Source organism: Yinghuangia seranimata (assembly GCF_029953285.1).
Taxonomy (GTDB): domain Bacteria; phylum Actinomycetota; class Actinomycetes; order Streptomycetales; family Streptomycetaceae; genus Yinghuangia; species Yinghuangia seranimata.
This window is the reverse complement of record NZ_JASAOI010000045.1, coordinates 103,131-118,844: the sequence shown is the minus strand read 5'-3', so window position 1 is coordinate 118,844 and position 15,714 is coordinate 103,131. Positions and strand designations below refer to the sequence as shown.

16 protein-coding genes are annotated in these 15,714 nt (G+C 73.4%); 10 read left to right on the top strand and 6 right to left on the bottom strand.

Going from position 1 to position 15,714, the window contains the following annotated elements:
* Positions 1-23: 23 nt before the first annotated feature.
* Positions 24-857: a PaaX family transcriptional regulator gene (locus QI554_RS27680; protein ID WP_281473438.1), complete on the top strand. Its 834-nt coding sequence runs from the start codon at positions 24-26 to the stop codon at positions 855-857.
* Positions 858-1,368: 511 nt separating this feature from the next.
* Positions 1,369-2,415, top strand: coding sequence for a calcium:cation antiporter (locus QI554_RS27675; protein WP_281473504.1), 1,047 nt, complete (start codon positions 1,369-1,371; stop codon positions 2,413-2,415).
* Between the two features lie 41 nt (positions 2,416-2,456).
* Here QI554_RS27675 and QI554_RS27670 read toward each other — a convergent pair whose 3' ends face one another.
* From QI554_RS27670 to QI554_RS27660, 3 genes are all read right to left on the bottom strand, one after another.
* Complete coding sequence (locus QI554_RS27670) at positions 2,457-3,272, bottom strand: SpoIIE family protein phosphatase (RefSeq protein ID WP_281473436.1); 816 nt, start codon at positions 3,270-3,272, stop codon at positions 2,457-2,459.
* Positions 3,273-3,369: 97 nt separating this feature from the next.
* On the bottom strand, positions 3,370-4,518 hold the full coding sequence (locus QI554_RS27665; protein ID WP_281473434.1) for a PP2C family protein-serine/threonine phosphatase: 1,149 nt from the start codon (positions 4,516-4,518) through the stop codon (positions 3,370-3,372).
* 91 nt (positions 4,519-4,609) lie between these two features.
* On the bottom strand, positions 4,610-5,314 hold the full coding sequence (locus tag QI554_RS27660; protein WP_281473432.1) for a hypothetical protein: 705 nt from the start codon (positions 5,312-5,314) through the stop codon (positions 4,610-4,612).
* Between the two features lie 105 nt (positions 5,315-5,419).
* Between QI554_RS27660 and QI554_RS27655 the strand changes: the two genes are divergently transcribed.
* From QI554_RS27655 to QI554_RS27640, 4 genes are all read left to right on the top strand, one after another.
* Positions 5,420-6,013: a hypothetical protein gene (locus QI554_RS27655; RefSeq protein ID WP_281473430.1), complete on the top strand. Its 594-nt coding sequence runs from the start codon at positions 5,420-5,422 to the stop codon at positions 6,011-6,013.
* A gap of 147 nt (positions 6,014-6,160) precedes the next feature.
* On the top strand, positions 6,161-6,616 hold the full coding sequence (locus tag QI554_RS27650; RefSeq protein ID WP_281473428.1) for a hypothetical protein: 456 nt from the start codon (positions 6,161-6,163) through the stop codon (positions 6,614-6,616).
* 2 nt (positions 6,617-6,618) lie between these two features.
* Positions 6,619-6,966 carry a hypothetical protein gene (locus QI554_RS27645; protein WP_281473426.1) on the top strand — a complete coding sequence of 116 codons (348 nt, stop codon included), beginning with the start codon at positions 6,619-6,621 and terminating at the stop codon, positions 6,964-6,966.
* Between the two features lie 16 nt (positions 6,967-6,982).
* The gene (locus QI554_RS27640) at positions 6,983-7,294 is read left to right on the top strand and encodes a DUF4288 domain-containing protein (protein ID WP_281473424.1); all 312 of its coding nucleotides are present in this window, start codon (positions 6,983-6,985) and stop codon (positions 7,292-7,294) included.
* Between the two features lie 5 nt (positions 7,295-7,299).
* Here the strand turns inward: QI554_RS27640 and QI554_RS27635 are convergent, their stop codons facing one another.
* Positions 7,300-8,193 carry a LysR family transcriptional regulator gene (locus tag QI554_RS27635; RefSeq protein WP_281473422.1) on the bottom strand — a complete coding sequence of 298 codons (894 nt, stop codon included), beginning with the start codon at positions 8,191-8,193 and terminating at the stop codon, positions 7,300-7,302.
* A 126-nt stretch (positions 8,194-8,319) separates the two neighbouring features.
* Here QI554_RS27635 and QI554_RS27630 point away from each other — a divergent pair, with 126 nt between their 5' ends.
* Positions 8,320-9,600 carry an aspartate aminotransferase family protein gene (locus QI554_RS27630; protein WP_281473420.1) on the top strand — a complete coding sequence of 427 codons (1,281 nt, stop codon included), beginning with the start codon at positions 8,320-8,322 and terminating at the stop codon, positions 9,598-9,600.
* Between the two features lie 145 nt (positions 9,601-9,745).
* Here QI554_RS27630 and QI554_RS27625 read toward each other — a convergent pair whose 3' ends face one another.
* Positions 9,746-9,976, bottom strand: a complete 231-nt coding sequence (locus QI554_RS27625; protein ID WP_281473419.1) for a hypothetical protein — start codon at positions 9,974-9,976, stop codon at positions 9,746-9,748.
* Between the two features lie 197 nt (positions 9,977-10,173).
* Entirely contained in the window at positions 10,174-10,476 is a 303-nt protein-coding gene (locus QI554_RS27620; RefSeq protein ID WP_281473417.1) for a peptidoglycan-binding domain-containing protein, read from the bottom strand.
* 771 nt (positions 10,477-11,247) lie between these two features.
* Here QI554_RS27620 and QI554_RS27615 point away from each other — a divergent pair.
* The 3 genes from QI554_RS27615 (at position 11,248) to QI554_RS27605 (ending at position 15,676) form a co-directional block, all read left to right on the top strand.
* Entirely contained in the window at positions 11,248-13,869 is a 2,622-nt protein-coding gene (locus QI554_RS27615; protein ID WP_281473414.1) for a sensor histidine kinase, read from the top strand.
* Positions 13,866-14,306 carry a roadblock/LC7 domain-containing protein gene (locus tag QI554_RS27610; RefSeq protein WP_281473412.1) on the top strand — a complete coding sequence of 147 codons (441 nt, stop codon included), beginning with the start codon at positions 13,866-13,868 and terminating at the stop codon, positions 14,304-14,306. The genes QI554_RS27615 and QI554_RS27610 overlap by 4 nt, the downstream gene beginning before the upstream one ends.
* Before the next feature lie 185 nt (positions 14,307-14,491).
* Entirely contained in the window at positions 14,492-15,676 is a 1,185-nt protein-coding gene (locus tag QI554_RS27605; protein ID WP_281473410.1) for an ABC transporter substrate-binding protein, read from the top strand.
* Positions 15,677-15,714 lie beyond the last annotated feature (38 nt).

Genomic DNA, 15,714 nt, shown 5'->3' with positions numbered 1-15,714 from the left:
CGCCGAACACACGGAGGCAGCCCATGGTCGAGACCGCGCCCCGGCCCGGTGCGCTCATCAGCACCATCTACGGCGCGTTCGTGCGGCCGTGCGGCGGATGGGTCCCGATCGCGGACCTCATCACCCTGATGGCCGACCTGGACGTCGACGCGCCCGCCGTCCGGTCGGCCATCTCCCGCCTGAAGAAGCGGGGCATCCTGACGCAGGAGCGCGGCACCGGGCCGCGCGCGGGCACGGGCTACCGGCTCACGCCCGTGCTGGGGCCGGTGTTCGACGAGGGCGACCGGCGGATCCTGGGCGGCCTGGAGCCGGCCGCGCTGGAGGACGGCTGGGTCGTCGCGGTGTTCTCGGTCCCGGAGACCGAGCGCGCCGCGCGGCACCAGCTGCGGTCCAGGCTGACGTGGCTCGGCTTCGGCAAGGCCGCGCCGGGCGTGTGGGTCGCGCCGCGGCGGCTGCTCGCGGACGCCCGCGCGACGCTGGGCCGGGTCGGACTCAGCGACTACGTCCACCTGTTCGCCGGCGCTTACGCCGGCTTCGACGACCTGGCCTCGGTGGTCGGGACGTGGTGGGACTTCAAGGCCATCGAGGACCAGTACGCCGAGTTCACCGCGGCGTACCGCCCGCTGGCGACCGAGCTGCGGCCCCCGGTCGCCGAGGACGAAGCCTTCCGCGCCTACGTCCCGATGCTCACCGCCTGGCGCCGCCTCCCCTACCTCGACCCGGGCCTCCCGGCCGAGTTGCTCCCCGCCGACTGGAACGCCGTGGAGGCCAGACGCCTCTTCCAGGAACTCCACGCCCTCCTCGCCACCCCGAGCCTCCGCCACGTCGAAGCGGTGACAGGCCTCCGCGCGACCTGAGCCGGGACCCGACGAGGGTGGCCGGCCCGACGGCCGGGCGTGGTCCGGGCGAGAGGCGTGACCAATGAGCCGGCATTGGCATGGAGCGGCCGCCTGCGCGGCTGAGCTCCGCGTGGACCGCTGCTCCGTTGGAACCCGGTTGAGGCGAGCGGGCTGTTCGGGAGATGCGCGCCCTGCCGTCGGAGCCGGGCCCGCGGTACGTAAGGCCTTCGCGCGAGCTGAGCCGGCCAGATGCGGATGCGGTGCGGCGGACGCGCTCGTGCCGCTGGTGCCGGGGGCCGGCCCGTGTTGCCGCAGACCCTGGGCTCGCCGGTGGCGGGTGACCCCCGGCCCACGCGTGTTCGCGTGTGCTCTCCCACCACGCGCCCAGCCCGCCCCGGAAGCCGTCTCGTCAGGGCGGCCTGCACGTCGGGTGTCATGACCGATAAGTCGGCTTTGGCATGGAACGATCGCGTGCGTGGCTGAAGCTCTGCGTGGACCGCTGCTCGGTTGGACGACGTTTGTGCCGATCATGGCGCTGGTCGCGCTCGGCTTCACCTGGGGGCGGGACAATCCCGGGTGGGTGGTGGGGGTCGTCGCGGTGCTGCTCGCCGGGGCGGTGCTCGCGGCGGTGCATCACGCCGAGGTGGTGGCGCACCGGGTCGGGGAGCCGATGGGGGCGCTGGTGCTCGCGGTCGCGGTCACGGTCATCGAGGTCGCGCTCATCATCACGCTCATGGTGAGCAGCGAAGGGACGAAGGGCGCCTCGCTCGCGCGGGACACCGTCTTCGCCGCGGTCATGATCACCTGCAACGGCATCGTCGGCATGTGCCTGATGGTCGGCGCGCTGCGCGGCGGGGTCGCGCGGTTCAACCCCGAGGGCGCCGGCGCGGAACTCGCGACCGTGGCGACGCTGGCCGGGCTCAGCCTCGTCCTGCCGACGTTCACCACCAGCTCGCCGGGACCGAAGTTCTCCGGGCAGCAGCTGGTGTTCGCCGCGATCGCGTCCGCCCTGGTGTACGGGCTGTTCGTCGCGACGCAGACCATCCGGCACCGTGAGGACTTCCTGCCGGTGACCTCCGCCGGCGAGCCCGTCGACGAGGAGCACGGGACGCGGCCGGAGGCGGGCGAGGCGTGGTTCAGCCTCGGCCTGCTCGGCCTCGCACTCGTGTCCGTCGTCGGGCTGGCGAAGGTCATCTCGCCGACGCTGGAGTCCGGCGTCGAGTCGGCCGGGCTGCCCGAGGCGGTCGTGGGCGTGGTCATCGCCCTGCTGGTGCTGCTCCCGGAGTCGATCGCCGCCTACCGCGCCGCGCTGCGCGACCGCGTGCAGACCGGTCTCAACCTGGCGCTCGGCTCGGCGATCGCCAGCATGGGCCTGACCATCCCGGCCGTCGCCGTCGCGTCGATCTGGATCTCCGGCCCGCTGCTGCTCGGCCTCGGCGCGACGCACATGGTGCTGCTCGCGCTCACGGTCGCCGTCGGGATCCTGACGGTGGTGCCGGGGAAGGCCACCCCGCTGCAGGCCGGCATGCACCTGGTGCTGCTGGCGGCGTACGTCGATCTCGCGATCAACCCCTGACCGCGCGGGCGGCCAGGGGCTGACGGGGCGGCGTGGCGGCGTCAGGCGCGCAGCGGGTTGCGGGCGAGGCGGGCGCGCCGGGTCGCCTCGCCCGGGGTGCTGGCGGCCGTCGCGTCGGCGGGCTCACCGATCTCGACGAGGCACTCGGCGGCCGCGAGCACGAACCGCTCGTCGCCGCCGAGCACCTCGCGCAGGCGTTCGAGTGCGACGTTGAAGGGCCCGCTGAGCGCCGCCGCGACCCCCGGGTCGGACGCCATCGGGCCGCCGCCGGCGGTGCGCGGCTCGGGGCCGGTGAACAGCAGGATCCGCTCACCGGGCCGTGACCGCACCGCGTGCGGCGGCACCCGCAGGCTGCCCGGGTTGAGCAACCCGATCGCGGGTTGGGCGAGTGGCGGGGCGAGGCTGCGCGCCTCGCCCCAGCCGACCAGGACCGGGGCCGGCATGCCGCGGTTGACCACGGCGAGCATGCCGTCCGGCCGGTGCTCCAACAGGGTCAGCCGGGCCAGTTCCTGGGCGCTGCCCATGCGTTCTTCGCTGACGCTGAGCGCCATCTGGTACGCGACCCGGCCGAGGTCCGACTCGTGCTCGGCGCCGCCGCGGAAGCCGTCCAGCAGCCGCGCGGCGATCGCCAGGCCGCGGGCGCCGGCCATGGCCGTCTCGCCGAACAGCAGCCGGGTCCCGAAGCGGGTCGCGGTCGCGCCGTAGAGGAAGCGGTGGGCGGGCTCGTGCGGGTGGTCGGAGGGGATGCTGGTCGCGATCCGCAGGCTGCCGGTCGCGGCGGACGCCGTGCCGTTGGGGCCCGAGCCCGGGACGGCGGAGCCGAAGTACTGGTCGGTGGGGGCGAGCAGGGTGCGCATGAGGGCTCCTCGGTGTCGGGCGCGGTAGGTCGGACACCATCGTTCTGCCCAGTTCCGGATGAAGAGTAGATAAATCCATAAACAGATGAGTCGAGAGTCACGCTGTGCCGTCAGCGCCGTCAGGCCAGGTCGAGCCCCCCGGCCCGCCCGCCCGTCGCACCGCCAGCACCGCAACGTCGTCGTCCCGCTCGCCCGCGCCGAACGCGGACATGTCGGCGCGCAGCGCGTCCAGCAGCCCGTCCGACGGCTCCCGCGCCCACGCCCGCACCCGCTCCGCCAGCGGGTAGAACGCGCCGTCCCGGTCGCGCGTCTCGCTCACCCCGTCGGTGTAGAGCAGCAGCCGGTCGCCCGGGCCGAACGCGATCTCGTCCACCTGCGGGCGGTCGTCCACGGTCAGCCCCAGGTTGACCGGCAGCAGCGGCACCGACGGCTCGACGCCCCGTACCCCGCCGTCCGCGCCCAGCCGCAGCGGCGGGGGATGGCCGCAGTTCAGCAGCCGCGCGACCGGCGCGCCCTCGGGGATCTCCACCAGCACCGCCGTCGCGAACCGCTCGGCCGCGTCCGACTCCGCCTGCTGCTCGCTGTAGCGCTGCATGCTCAGCTCCAGGCCGGCCCGCAGCTCCGGCAGGCCCGGCGTGTCGTAGGCCGCCTCCCGGAACGCGCCGAGGAGCACCGACGCCACCTCGACCGACGCCAGGCCCTTGCCCTGCACGTCGCCCAGGATCACGCGGACGCCGTACGGGGTGCGCAGCGCCTCGTAGAAGTCCCCGCCGATCCGGGCCTGCGCGGCGGCCGCCTCGTACCGCACCGCGAGCTCGACGTCCCCGAGCCGCGGCGGGAGCGGGCGCAGCACCATCCCCTGAGCGGTCTCGGCGACGGCCCGGACGTCCGACAGGTCGCGCTCCTGGCGCTGGCGGACCCGGCTGGCGTACGCGGCGGCCAGCGTCACCGCGAGGATGACCCCGGTGCCGATCCCCGACTGGTTCGCGAACGCGTCGTTCCGCTCGTAGCTCAGCGCGAACTCCATCACGGCGGACAGCAGCCCGATCAGGAGGGTGCCGGGCACCCCCCAGGTCGCGGCGGCCAGTGCGGGCGCGGCGGCGAGCAACTGGTCGAACCGTCGTGCCTCCGGCGCGGCGATGTCGGCGGCCGCGGCGACCGCGATCAGCAGAAACGGCGACCAGTGGGCCACCAGCGCCCCGATCACGGGGGCCAGGGCCGCCGGGGCGGGATCGCGGCTGTGCACTCCTTCAACGCTACAGTTGCCCGGTTTGCCGGTCCTGGCGACGAGGCCGGGCAGGGGTGGCCGCCGCCCCTGGTGGCGGCCGCCGGACGGATCAGAACCGCACGCCCTCCGCGAACGCCGCAGCCACCTTGCGGAGCGCCTCGCCGGACAGCGCGGGATCGGGGCTGTGGTCGCTCCCCGTCTCCGTCGTGACCAGCAGCGCGACGCCGCCTTCGCCCTTGACTGGAACACGCACCACCGCCGCGGCACCGGGACCCGGCGTGAGCGAGACCGCCCCGGGCTCGGCCGTCATCGCTCCGGGCAGGAACGCTTCGAGCTGTGCCGTCGAGATCTCCCCGCCCTTGACGATCAGCGGTGCGAGCATGCTGACCGCGCTCTCGGCCGCCGGGCTGGCCAGCACCGCCACACTGACGTCCGTCGCGTTCGCGCGGTAGCTGCAGGTGATGAGCCAGACCTCCGGCGTGCCGGGTATCGCGGGGCGCGCGGGAGCGCTGCTCGAGGACGGCTGCGCCGGCGTCGCGGGCCGGGCCGGGCCGGCGTCACCCACGGCGGGCGGAGTGCCCGGGCCCACGCGGCCCGTCACCCCGGATGCCCGCAGGGCCTTCACCTCGTCGAACTTGAACGGACAGGGCGCGCCCTCCGCGAGGGACTCCTCGTGGGCGCGCACCTGTTGGACGGAGACGGCCGGGCCGGAGTCGGACGAGTCGGACGAACACCCGGCCGTCGCAAGGACGGTCACCAGCGCGGCCGGCGCGGCGGCGAATCGGGCGAGAGCTGTTCCCCGTGTGCGCATCATGCGGGGAACGTACGCCGCCCGCATCCGCCCCCACGCACCGGGGCACCGCCTCGGGTCCCGCCCGCACGCCCTGAACCGGCACGCGAAACGATCCGTTTCCCCGGTATGACCGAGACGAGGGACGAAGGACGTCAGATCCGCGTCCGCAAGGGCCGGCGCGAACTGGTCGCGGACGACAGCGTCATCGCGGTGGGGGACGAGGTCTTCCGGCTCGACGAGCTGGACCGGGTGTCGTACTGGGCCGCGGCGCGGATCAACCAGGCGACCTACCAGATCGGCCTGGCGAGCGGGGAACGCAAGCAGGTCTTCATGTGGGACGCCTACCGCCGCGGCACGGAGATGGCCGACTCACGCGCCAACTGGCTGCGCCTGGTCGCGCGCCTGGAGGGGACCGCCTGCCCACGCATAGCCGCCGCCGCGCTCCACGAGATCGAGGACGGCGCGACGATCACCTTCGGCAGCACCGCGTCCGAACGCATCGACACCAACAGCGAAGGCCTGCGCTTCCGCCGCTGGCTCGCCAAGCCGATCGACTGGGCGGCCGTCTCCCACGCCGACATGCACGAAGGCCAGGTCCGCGTCTGGCTGACCGGCGCCGCGAAGCCGAAGTACGGCATCGGCACGACCGGCTGGAACGCGGTCGTCCTCCCCAGAGTGATCCGCGCCCTGGCCGCCGGCGAGCCGCCGCGCAGCGGTTGAGCCCGGCCGGAGCCGACTCCGAGTGGGCGACCGGCCGATGTCGCCGACGGAGTGGGCGTCATCTGGACGTGATCACTACGTTATGTGTTCTTGATGCTACTGTCTGTGTGCATCGTGATCGTGTACGTCCGCAGAAAGGCAGTACGCATGAAGCTCTCGCGCGTCTGTGTCCTGGCAGCCGTCAACCTGGTGGCCGCGGTTGCGGCCGCGGTCGGGCCGGCGCCGGTCGCTGTGGCGGCGCAGGCGGAGCCGCAGGCGCGGTCGGAGTGCCGGAACGACGGGACGTCGTTCACGGACAAGCTGATCCCGGGGCACTGCCTGCGCAACGGCGGCTACCGGCTGGAGATGCAGTACGACGGGAACCTCGTCCTGTACTCCGGCGGGCGGGCCTGCTGGTCGAGCGGCACGGACGGGACCGACGGCGTGTACGCCGAGTACTCGGGTGACTGGAAGCTCGACTCGCCGTACATGGCGCTGGAGTCGCCGTTCGGCCAGCTGCGCAAGTACCGCGGCGCGTACACCTATCTGCACAAGAGCGGCGACATCAGCCTCAACGGCAAGGGCGAAGTGTGGATCGCCTACCAGAAGTTCGTGGGGTGCTGAGCATGTCGGCCGACACCGCGGACCGGTCGCTCAGGCGGCGATGCTCGGCGCGAAGGGTGACGGCGTCGCTGTCGCTCGCGTTGATGCTGGCCGTCCCTGCGGCGCCCGAGGCGTTCGCCGCGACGCAGGCGGCTCCGGCCGCGGCCGTCGAACTGCGCGGGCCCTGCGACGCCAACGACAACCTCGGCGAGATCGCGAACAACTTCATCTCGCGGTGCCGCAAGGGGTCCATCCGCTCGGTGTTCCCCGGCCAGCACTACGGCGACACGCTCGGCGAGATCAGGAACTGCGCTGCCGCGAGCTGTAAGACGGCGTGGAAGCTGCTCAACGACAACCGGTTCAAGAAGTAGCCCGGAGGCCTTCCCCATGGCCGTGTACATCGCCGTCGTGCTCACCGAAGCGGTCTCCGAAGCCCCCGGACGGGAGCCGCTGTTCCAGGAGACGTTCGTGCTGCTGGAGGCCGACGACGAGACGCGGGCGTGGGAGAAGGCCGCCGTCCACGGGCGGGGACTCGAGACCTCGTACGCGAACGAGGCGGGGGAGCGGGTGACCTGGCGGCTGGTGCAGGTCGTGGACGTCAACCGGGTGCTCGACGAACGGCTCGGCGACGGATCCGAGCTCTACGCACGGCACTTCACCGACTTCGCCGCCTACCAGGCCTTCGAACCCCTGCTGTGACGGGCTCACCCGCCCGGGCGCAGCGCCGCCCGTACCGCAGCCAAGGCAGGGCTGTGCAGGGCCGATTCGCGAACCGCCGTCAGGATCCGTCGGATCACCGGCGCGCCGTCGATCGGCACCACCGCGACCGCCGGGTCGCGTTCCGGCCGGGCCAGTTCCGGCAGCAGGGTCACGGCCTGCCCGGCGGCCACCAGGAAAAGCAGCGCCAGCGCGTCTGACGTGCGGTGCCGGATGTCCGGCGGGAAGCCGCCCTGGTCACGGCACACCTCGTCGACGAGGCGGCCGTGGCTGGTCTCCGGCGGGCCGGCCGCCCAGACGTCGGCGGCCAGGGCGGTGATCGGCACCGCGGGCCGCGCCGCAGCCGGGTGCGTGCGCGGCAGCACGGCGTGGATGCGGTCGAGCCGGAGCTCCTCCACGTGCAGCCCCGACGTTCGCGGGCGCGGCGCGGTGGTGAACTCGTCGAACACCGCGAGGTCGCAGCCGCGCCGCTCGACCAGGGCGAGCGCCTCGTCCGGCTCGGTCACCCGGGTCTCCACCCGCAGCGCCGGATGCCGTACGGCCAGTTCGGCGAGCGCCGGCGCGACCAGGCTCATCGCGGTCTGGAACGCCGCTATCCGCACCACCCCGGCCACTGCGCCGACCGTCGCCGCGACCTCGGCCTCGGCCTGCTCCATACGCGCCAGCAGCGCGTCGGCGTGGTCGGCCAGCACGAAGCCGGCCGCGGTCAGCCGCAGCCGCCGCCCGTCGCGTTCGAACAGCACGGCACCGGCCTCGCGCTGGAGCTCGGCCAGCTGCTGCGACACGGTCGACGGGCTGTACGCCAGCGCCTCGGCGACGGCCGTCACGGTCCCGCGCACCCGCAGTTCGCTCAGCAGCCGCAAGCGGCGCAGCTCCAGCACTTTCCCTCCACCCGGTCGCCGATCGTTCGAATCCTTCCACGGTCATGCTTCGGAAACTTCCGCTGGTTTCGCATGATCCCCGGCGCGAGCATCGAAGCACACGTTCGCACCCACCGGAGGGACGCCATGGATCCACGAGCCGAGCTGATGGTCCGCTACGCGGGGGAGTTCTGGCCGGAGGTGATCGCGCGCTCGTCGGGCTCGTGGCTGGAGACCACCGAGGGCCGCCGCATCCTCGACTTCACGTCGGGCCAGATCTGCGCCACGATCGGCCACGGCCACCCGCGCATCACCGCCGCCGTCGAGCGCGCGCTGCGCGAGAACGTGCACCTCAACTCCCGCATGCTGGCCCCGCCCGTGCTCGACCTGGCCGAGCGGCTGACCGGCCTGCTGCCCGACCCGCTCGACCGCGTCATGCTCCTGAGCACCGGCGGCGAGGCCAACGAGGCCGCGCTGCGCATGGCGAAGCTGGCGACCGGCGGCTTCGAGGTGCTCGCGCTGACCCGGAGCTGGCACGGCATGACCGGCGGCAGCCAGGCGTCCACCTACTCGGCGGGGCGGCGCGGCCACGGGCCCACGATGCCGGGCGTGTTCGCGCTGCCGGCGCCGTACGCGTACCGCTGCCCGGTGCGGCACTGCACCGACACGTGCGACACCACGTGCCTGGACGTCGGCTTCGACATGTACGACGAGCAGAGCACCGGCGCGCCCGCCGCGGTGATCGCCGAGCCGGTGCTGTCCGCGGGCGGCGTGATCGTCCCGCCGGACGGCTACTTCGCCAAGCTCGCGGGGCTCGCGCACGAGCGCGGCATGATGGTGATCCTCGACGAGGCGCAGACCGGCTTCGGCCGGCTGGGTGCCATGTTCGGCATGGAACTGTTCGGCATCACCCCGGACTTCGTGACGCTGTCCAAGACGCTGGGCGGGGGCCTGCCGATCAGCGCGGTCGTCACGACCGCGGAGCTGGAGCAGACGGCGTACGACCGCGGGCTGCTCTACTACACGTCCCACCAGTCCGACCCGCTGCCCGCCGCTGCGGCACTCGCCGTCCTGGACGTCGTGCAGGAGGAGGACCTGGCCGCCCGGGCCCGCGAGCGCGGGGAGCGGCTCGGCGCGCACCTGCGCGAACTGCAGAACCGCCACGAGGGGGTCGGCGACGTGCGCGGCCTCGGCCTGCTGTGGGGCGTCGAGCTGGTCGAGGACCGCGACACCCGCAAGCCGGCCACGGCGTTCGGCGACGCGGTGACCGGCGCGTGCGAACGGGCCGGGCTCTGCATGAACATCGTGCGCGGCCAGCACGGCGAGATGAGCGCGTGCCTGCGCATCGCGCCGCCGCTGACGGTGACCGAGGACGAGATCGACACGGCGGCCGAGATCCTGGACGGCGCGCTGACGAAGGCGCGGTGACGGGGGAGAGGTGGGCGGGAAGGGAGGGCGGGGCGAATTCCGGTCATTCACCGATGCCCGGCCGGTCACGCTCGGTCAGGTGCGGTCCGGAGGAGTCCCGCCGGCGCGGCCCGATGCCGCGCGGGCGGGTCTGCCGAGGGCGGGCTCAGCGGCCGCCGCGGGCGGTCCTCAGCTCGACGACGTCGGCGGGCGCGACGTGCGGTGCGGGGCCGGCGAAGCGCTCGCCGCCCGGCTCGTCGCGCTGGGCCCGGCCGCCGTACTCCACGCCCCAGCCCGGACCGCCGTACTCGACCCAGCCGCCCCACTCCACGCTGTCGAGGACCATCCCCTGGTCGGACCGCACGAGGTACAGGTCGGCAGCGTGTTGCTCGAACATGGTGGTCCCTTGGCCGGAGTCGGGGCGGCGGACGGCGCCGCACACAGCCCTCCTCAGTCTTCTTCCGCCGCCGCCGCCGATCAACGGCCGATCGCCGCACGGTCGTGTTGCCTCGCAGCACGATCGGGCGCGGCCCGGCGCAGCGGTCCGGTGCAGCAGTCGGGGCGACGATCGCGGGAGGCCGCTGTGGGCGCGCGTCAGCCGCCGCCGAGCGCCGCGCGGGTGGCCGGGCCGTACACGCCCGGAGGGTCGCCCTCGACGCCGTACTCCTGCTGGAGTTCGGTGACCGCGCGGGTGGTGCGGCTGTCGTAGCGGCCGATGTCGTCGACGTACGTCTTGCCGAGCGCGATCAACAGGCGTTGCAGGTCGGTGACTTCGGGTCCGGTCGAGCCGGCCCGCAGCGAGGCGGGCCGGGTCGGGCGTGCGGTGGCGGTCGTCCTGCCCGGCGTCGCGGCGGTTGTGGGCGGCGGGGGAGCGCTGGCAGGGGGAGAAGTCGGCATGGGCGTCGTGCTCGCCGTCGTGGTCGGTGCCGCGGCCGTCCGCGTGTCCGGCGCCGACGGAGCCGGGAGCACGGGAGGCGTCGCGGCCACCGTTATAGGTGTGGACGTCGTCGTCGGCGTGCCTTCCATCCCCATGGGAGCCGGGCGGGTGCCGGAGAGCGGGTGCGCCGTGGCGACAACTGCCCCGAGAAGGAGGGCCGCGCACCAGCGCGCCGTCGGCTGGGTGCGCCGGTGTCGGGCGCGGTTCTCGGACATGGCTTCACGGTGTGCCCGCAACGGCCCTGCCAGACCCAACAATTCGGAATACGCCGAATTCGATCACCGCGGATCGAAGGCGACCGGATCGAATCCCCGGTCCGGGACACGTTTTCGCCCGCGTAACGGAAATCGGCGCGGGTTGCCGACAATTGCGGCCCAGGTCCGCCGGTAAACCGGAACGTCGGACTCCTCATCGTCAACGCGGCGTTACAGACACGTGAATTCGGTGGCGTATGGCTGAAATTGCATGATCCCCCTTAGTGATCCGTGCCCCGATCCCCTGCTACGTTGTGCGCCACGGGAGTTCGCGCGACCGCCTGCGGTGTCTTGGTGACGATCCGTCAGGTTGTTGGCCGGTGCGGATGCGGAACACGCCCTTCCGGGGGATCAGTTGCGCTTGACCAGCGATGTTCGTGCATTCGGGTACGGGGCGAGTAGCCTCCCGGCGTCGAGTTGGCGGACGAGAACGGGGGTTCCTCCAATGGAGGCGTTGCTGCGTGCGGGGTCGCCCGCGTGAAGCTGACACGAACACTCACGCTGATGGTCGGCGTTCCGCTTGTGGTGGCCGTAGGGTTCGCCGGGTTAGCGGTCGAGTCGTCCATAAGCAAGGCGAGTGACGCGGCCGACCTGCGCTCACTCGTCGTCGCGAGCGGCGCGGCCGGGAGGCTCGCGCACGAGCTCCAGGCCGAGCGCACCGCCGCGACGCTGATGCTGCTGCCGGCGTCGAACCAGGACGCCGCCGAGGCGTACCGCCGCCAGGTCGGCACCACCGACGCCGAAGTGGCCCGCTACCGCAGCAGCCGCGCCGACGTCGACGGGGCCCCGGCCGAGGTCACCCAGGCGCTGCGCGCCGTCGACGCGGGCCTCGCCGGCCTCGGTGAACTGCGGTACGGCGTGCAGACGCACCGCACGCCGCTCAGCGCCGCCGGGTTCAGCTACCGCATCCTGGTCGCCGGCCTGATGGACTACCGCTCCGGCGTAGCCCAGTTCGCGGGCGCGCCGGCCGCCAACGCCGAGGACCTGCGCACCGCTTCGGAGCTGTCGCGGGCCGCCGAGTCCGCGAGCCTCCAGGAGGTCGCGGTACTGCGCGCGCTGGGCCCGGGCGGCTTCAACCGCGCCGCCCAGCAGGAGATCTTCGAAGCGCGCGCCGGCTACGGCGAGGGGCTGCGGTCGTTCGCCGGCTCCGCCCGCCCCGAGTGGCAGTCGCTCCTCGAGCACAGCCTCGTCGGCGAGAAGCTGGCACGTGCGCAGAGCCTCGAGGACCTCGTGGCGCGCACGCCCGCAGACTCGTTGCTCGCCCTCGACCCGAACGAGTGGTCAGGCGTCCTGGACGCACGTGTCGCGCGCCTGCGCGGCGTCGAGGCCGAGATCGACCAGACGGTCCTCGACGACGTCACCGACATCCGCGACCACCAGGTGTGGTGGGCGACCGGCGAGATCGCCGCCATCGTGCTCGCGATCGCGGCCGCCGCGACCATCGTCATCCGGCTCGGCCGCAAGATGATCCGCAGGCTGCGGTCGCTGCAGGAGTCCGCGCACGAGGTCGCCTACGAGCGGCTGCCCGCCGCGGTCGAGACGCTGCGCGACCCGGACGTCCTCGGCTCCGCGACGCCCGACGAGTTCGCGTCGCTGGCCGGCGCCGCCGTCAAGGTCGACGGCCGCGACGAGATCGCCGAGGTCGGCGACGCGTTCCGGATCGTCTTCGAGGAGGCGGTCCGACTGGCCGCCAACCTGGCGGGCGAACGCGCCGGAACCAGTGCCATCCTCGTCAACCTGGCCCGCCGCGGCCAGGTGCAGACCAACGACCTGCTGCGCGAACTCGACCGTGCCGAGGAGCGCGAGGCCGACCCCGAGCGCCTCGAACGCCTCTACGCGATCGACCACCACGTCAACCTGATGCGCCGCACGCACGACAACCTGCTCGTGCTCGGCGGCGAGGGCTCCGCGCGCGTCCGGGACGACACGCCGCTGCTCGACGTGGTCCGCGTCGCGGCCCAGCGGATCAAGCACTACACGCGTGTCCACCTGCCCGGCGGCAACATCGGGGTCACCATCGCCGGCCGCGCCACCGACCCGCTCGCCCACCTCCTGGCCGAACTGCTCGACAACGCCACGATGTTCTCGCCGCCCGGCACGCCGGTGTCCGTCGACGTCGGGGTGCAGGGCGACAGGGCGGTCGTGCACATCGCCGACCAGGGCTTCGGGCTGCGCGCCGACCGGCGCGAGGTGCTGAACGCGCGGCTGGCCGGGTCCTCCTCCGTGGACCTGGACTCCGTGCGGCTCATGGGCCTCACTGTCGTCAGCACGCTCGCCGTCCGGCTCGGTGTCGAGGTCAGCCTGGAGAAGGGCGACGAAGGCGGCACCGTGGCCGTCGTCGTCCTCCCCGCCGGGGTCCTCACCAGCGTGCGCCGGGTGGGCCGGCACCGCGCGGCCGCCGCCGACACCACCGTCATCGGCAGCGTCGTGGCCGCGGGCGCCATCACCCGCACCGCCACCCCGCAGCTGGTCAGCGGCACCGCACCGCAGGGCCTGCCCGAGAGCGGTCCGGCCGGGAGCCCGGCCGACCCGCTCGCGCCGGCCGCGGCCGCCTCGAACGGCACCGCACCGCGCGCGCCCCTCGGCACCCCGCTCGGCGGACCGCTCGGCGGTCCGGCGGGCGGCGTCCCGGCCGACGGCGGCCCGTCGCGGCCCGCACGCTCCGGCTGGGTGGCGAGCTCCGCGCCGTCCGGTCCCCTCGCGTCCCCGTCACCCGCCGCCCCGGGATCCGGCGACGACGCGCCCACGCACAGCGGCACTTCCCACGTCCCGCACGACGCCGGCTTCGGACACCCCCAGTCCGCGCCGACGACGTCGGGCCTGCCGCGCCGCGTGCCGCGCGCGCACCTGCAGGAGGCACCCGCCACGGTGCCCGCCCAACAGCAGCGCGTCCCCGCGCGTACGACGGAACGGCCGCGCGACGCGGGCCGGGTCGCCGACGCGATGGCCGCGTTCGCCTCGGGCACCCGGGCCGGCCGAATCCCCGGAGGCGCGGCCGACGCGTCCCCGGGTGCCCCGGACGGACCCTCCTCCGGTGAGCACCGCGCGGTGCTCACCCGTCCCCAGGCAACCGAACTTCGAGGCAGGGAACTGACGTGACGGAGATCAGCGAGAGCGAACTGGGCTGGCTTCTGGTGGACTTCGCGGGCCGCGTCCCCGAGATCGTGCACGCCCTGGCGGTCTCGGCGGACGGCATCACGGTCGCGCACACCGGCGGCGACACGCTTCCCCAGGCGCTCGCCGACCAGCTGGGCGCGGTGGCCTCCGGCCTCTCCGGCCTGCTCGCCGGAGCCGCCAAGGCGATGGACGTCGCCCCGGTCCGCAGCAACCTCACCGAGATGGACGGCGGGTTCCTGTTCTCCATGGCGTACACCTCCGAGGACCCCGCCTCGCTGCTGGTGCTCGCCACCCACGACTGCGACGTGCGGCAGGTGTCGTACGAGATGGCGCAGCTCATCGACAAGGTCGGCCCCGCCCTGACCGCGGTGGCCCGGGCCCGCTTCCGGCTCTCCGCGCAGCCCGCGCCGCAGGGCTGACCGGCGGCCGTACGGGCGCGGCCGGCGACCGCCGGAGCCGCGCCCGGGCCGACGCATGCCACAACGGCCCCGCGGGCCCGCCCACCGGCGGACCCGGGCCCGGCGTGCATGAACGTCACCTCCGCTCAACCCCCCTTCCCCGGCGGGCCTTTGGCCCGGCCACGACCCTGCTGGAGTCGCACGACATGTCTCTGATCAGGCGCACCCGGCGGCGCGCCGCCGCCTCGATAGTGCTCGCCGCCGCCCTCGTCGCCACCGCGGCGTGCTCGAAGGACAGCGGCTCGAACAACGACACCGTCAAGCTCGGCCTGCTGGTGCCGCTGTCCGGCGTGTACAAGTCCATCGGCGAGGACATGAAGCGCGGCTTCGAGCTCTACGTCGAGCAGCACAACAACAAGTTCGGCGGCCACAAGATCGAGGTCGTCGTGGCGGACGAGGGCGAGGCCCCCGGCGTGTCCCTGTCGGCCGCCACCAAGCTGGTCAAGCAGGACAAGGTCGCCGCGGTGGTCGGCGTCTCCAGCGGCGCCGCGGTCGCCGCCATCACGCCGATGCTCGCCGACAACCGGGTGCCGCTCATCGGCTCCGGCGGACGCCCGAACCTGCAGAACATCGACCGGGTGTGGAACACCAGCTGGATGTCCGACGAGACGGGCGCGGCGATCGCCAAGTACGTCAAGGACACCGTGAACGGCCCGGTCGGCATCATCGGCCCGGACTACCAGGGTGGCCAGGACCAGATCCGCGGCTTCACGGACACGTTCGTGAAGGCCGGCGGCCAGGTCGCCAACTCCGGGGGCAAGCCGACCTTCACGCCGTGGCCGGGCACCACGAACTTCCTGCCGTACCTGTCGCAGATCGCGCAGAGCGGCGCCAAGGCCGTCTACACGTTCTACGCGGGCAGCGCGGCGGTCGACTTCGTCAAGCAGTACAAGCAGTCCGACGCCAAGGACATCCCGCTGTACGCCGCGGGCTTCCTGACCGAGGGCGCCACGCTGGCCGCCGAGGGCGACGCCGCGCGCGACATCTACTCGGTGCTCAACTACGCGCCCGGCCTGGACAACCCGGCCAACCGCAACTTCGTCTCGGCGTACAACGCCAAGCACAAGACGCAGCCCAACCTGTACGCGATGTGCTCCTTCGACGCGGGCTCGGTGCTCGACCGGGCGATCACCGCGATCGACGGCAAGGTGACCTCCGAGGCCATCAACAACGCCATCCGTGGCCTCGGCCAGATCGACAGCCCGCGCGGCGCCTGGCAGTTCGGCGCGAACCACAGCCCCGTGCAGAAGTGGTACCTGCGCCAGGTGCGGCCCGACGGCCAGGTGCTGTCGAACGTGGTCGTCCAGGAACTCGCCACCCTCGGCAGCTGAGCGGGCCGGCTGACATGACGCGCCCACGACCGATCACG

Coding starts and splice junctions, on each gene's coding strand:
- QI554_RS27680 (WP_281473438.1), top strand. CDS start 24: ATGGTCGAGACCGCGCCCCGGCCCGGTGCGCTCATCAGCACCATCTAC.
- QI554_RS27675 (WP_281473504.1), top strand. CDS start 1,369: ATGGCGCTGGTCGCGCTCGGCTTCACCTGGGGGCGGGACAATCCCGGG.
- QI554_RS27670 (WP_281473436.1), bottom strand. CDS start 3,272: ATGCGCACCCTGCTCGCCCCCACCGACCAGTACTTCGGCTCCGCCGTC.
- QI554_RS27660 (WP_281473432.1), bottom strand. CDS start 5,314: ATGATGCGCACACGGGGAACAGCTCTCGCCCGATTCGCCGCCGCGCCG.
- QI554_RS27655 (WP_281473430.1), top strand. CDS start 5,420: ATGACCGAGACGAGGGACGAAGGACGTCAGATCCGCGTCCGCAAGGGC.
- QI554_RS27650 (WP_281473428.1), top strand. CDS start 6,161: ATGAAGCTCTCGCGCGTCTGTGTCCTGGCAGCCGTCAACCTGGTGGCC.
- QI554_RS27645 (WP_281473426.1), top strand. CDS start 6,619: ATGTCGGCCGACACCGCGGACCGGTCGCTCAGGCGGCGATGCTCGGCG.
- QI554_RS27640 (WP_281473424.1), top strand. CDS start 6,983: ATGGCCGTGTACATCGCCGTCGTGCTCACCGAAGCGGTCTCCGAAGCC.
- QI554_RS27630 (WP_281473420.1), top strand. CDS start 8,320: ATGGATCCACGAGCCGAGCTGATGGTCCGCTACGCGGGGGAGTTCTGG.
- QI554_RS27625 (WP_281473419.1), bottom strand. CDS start 9,976: ATGTTCGAGCAACACGCTGCCGACCTGTACCTCGTGCGGTCCGACCAG.
- QI554_RS27620 (WP_281473417.1), bottom strand. CDS start 10,476: ATGCCGACTTCTCCCCCTGCCAGCGCTCCCCCGCCGCCCACAACCGCC.
- QI554_RS27605 (WP_281473410.1), top strand. CDS start 14,492: ATGTCTCTGATCAGGCGCACCCGGCGGCGCGCCGCCGCCTCGATAGTG.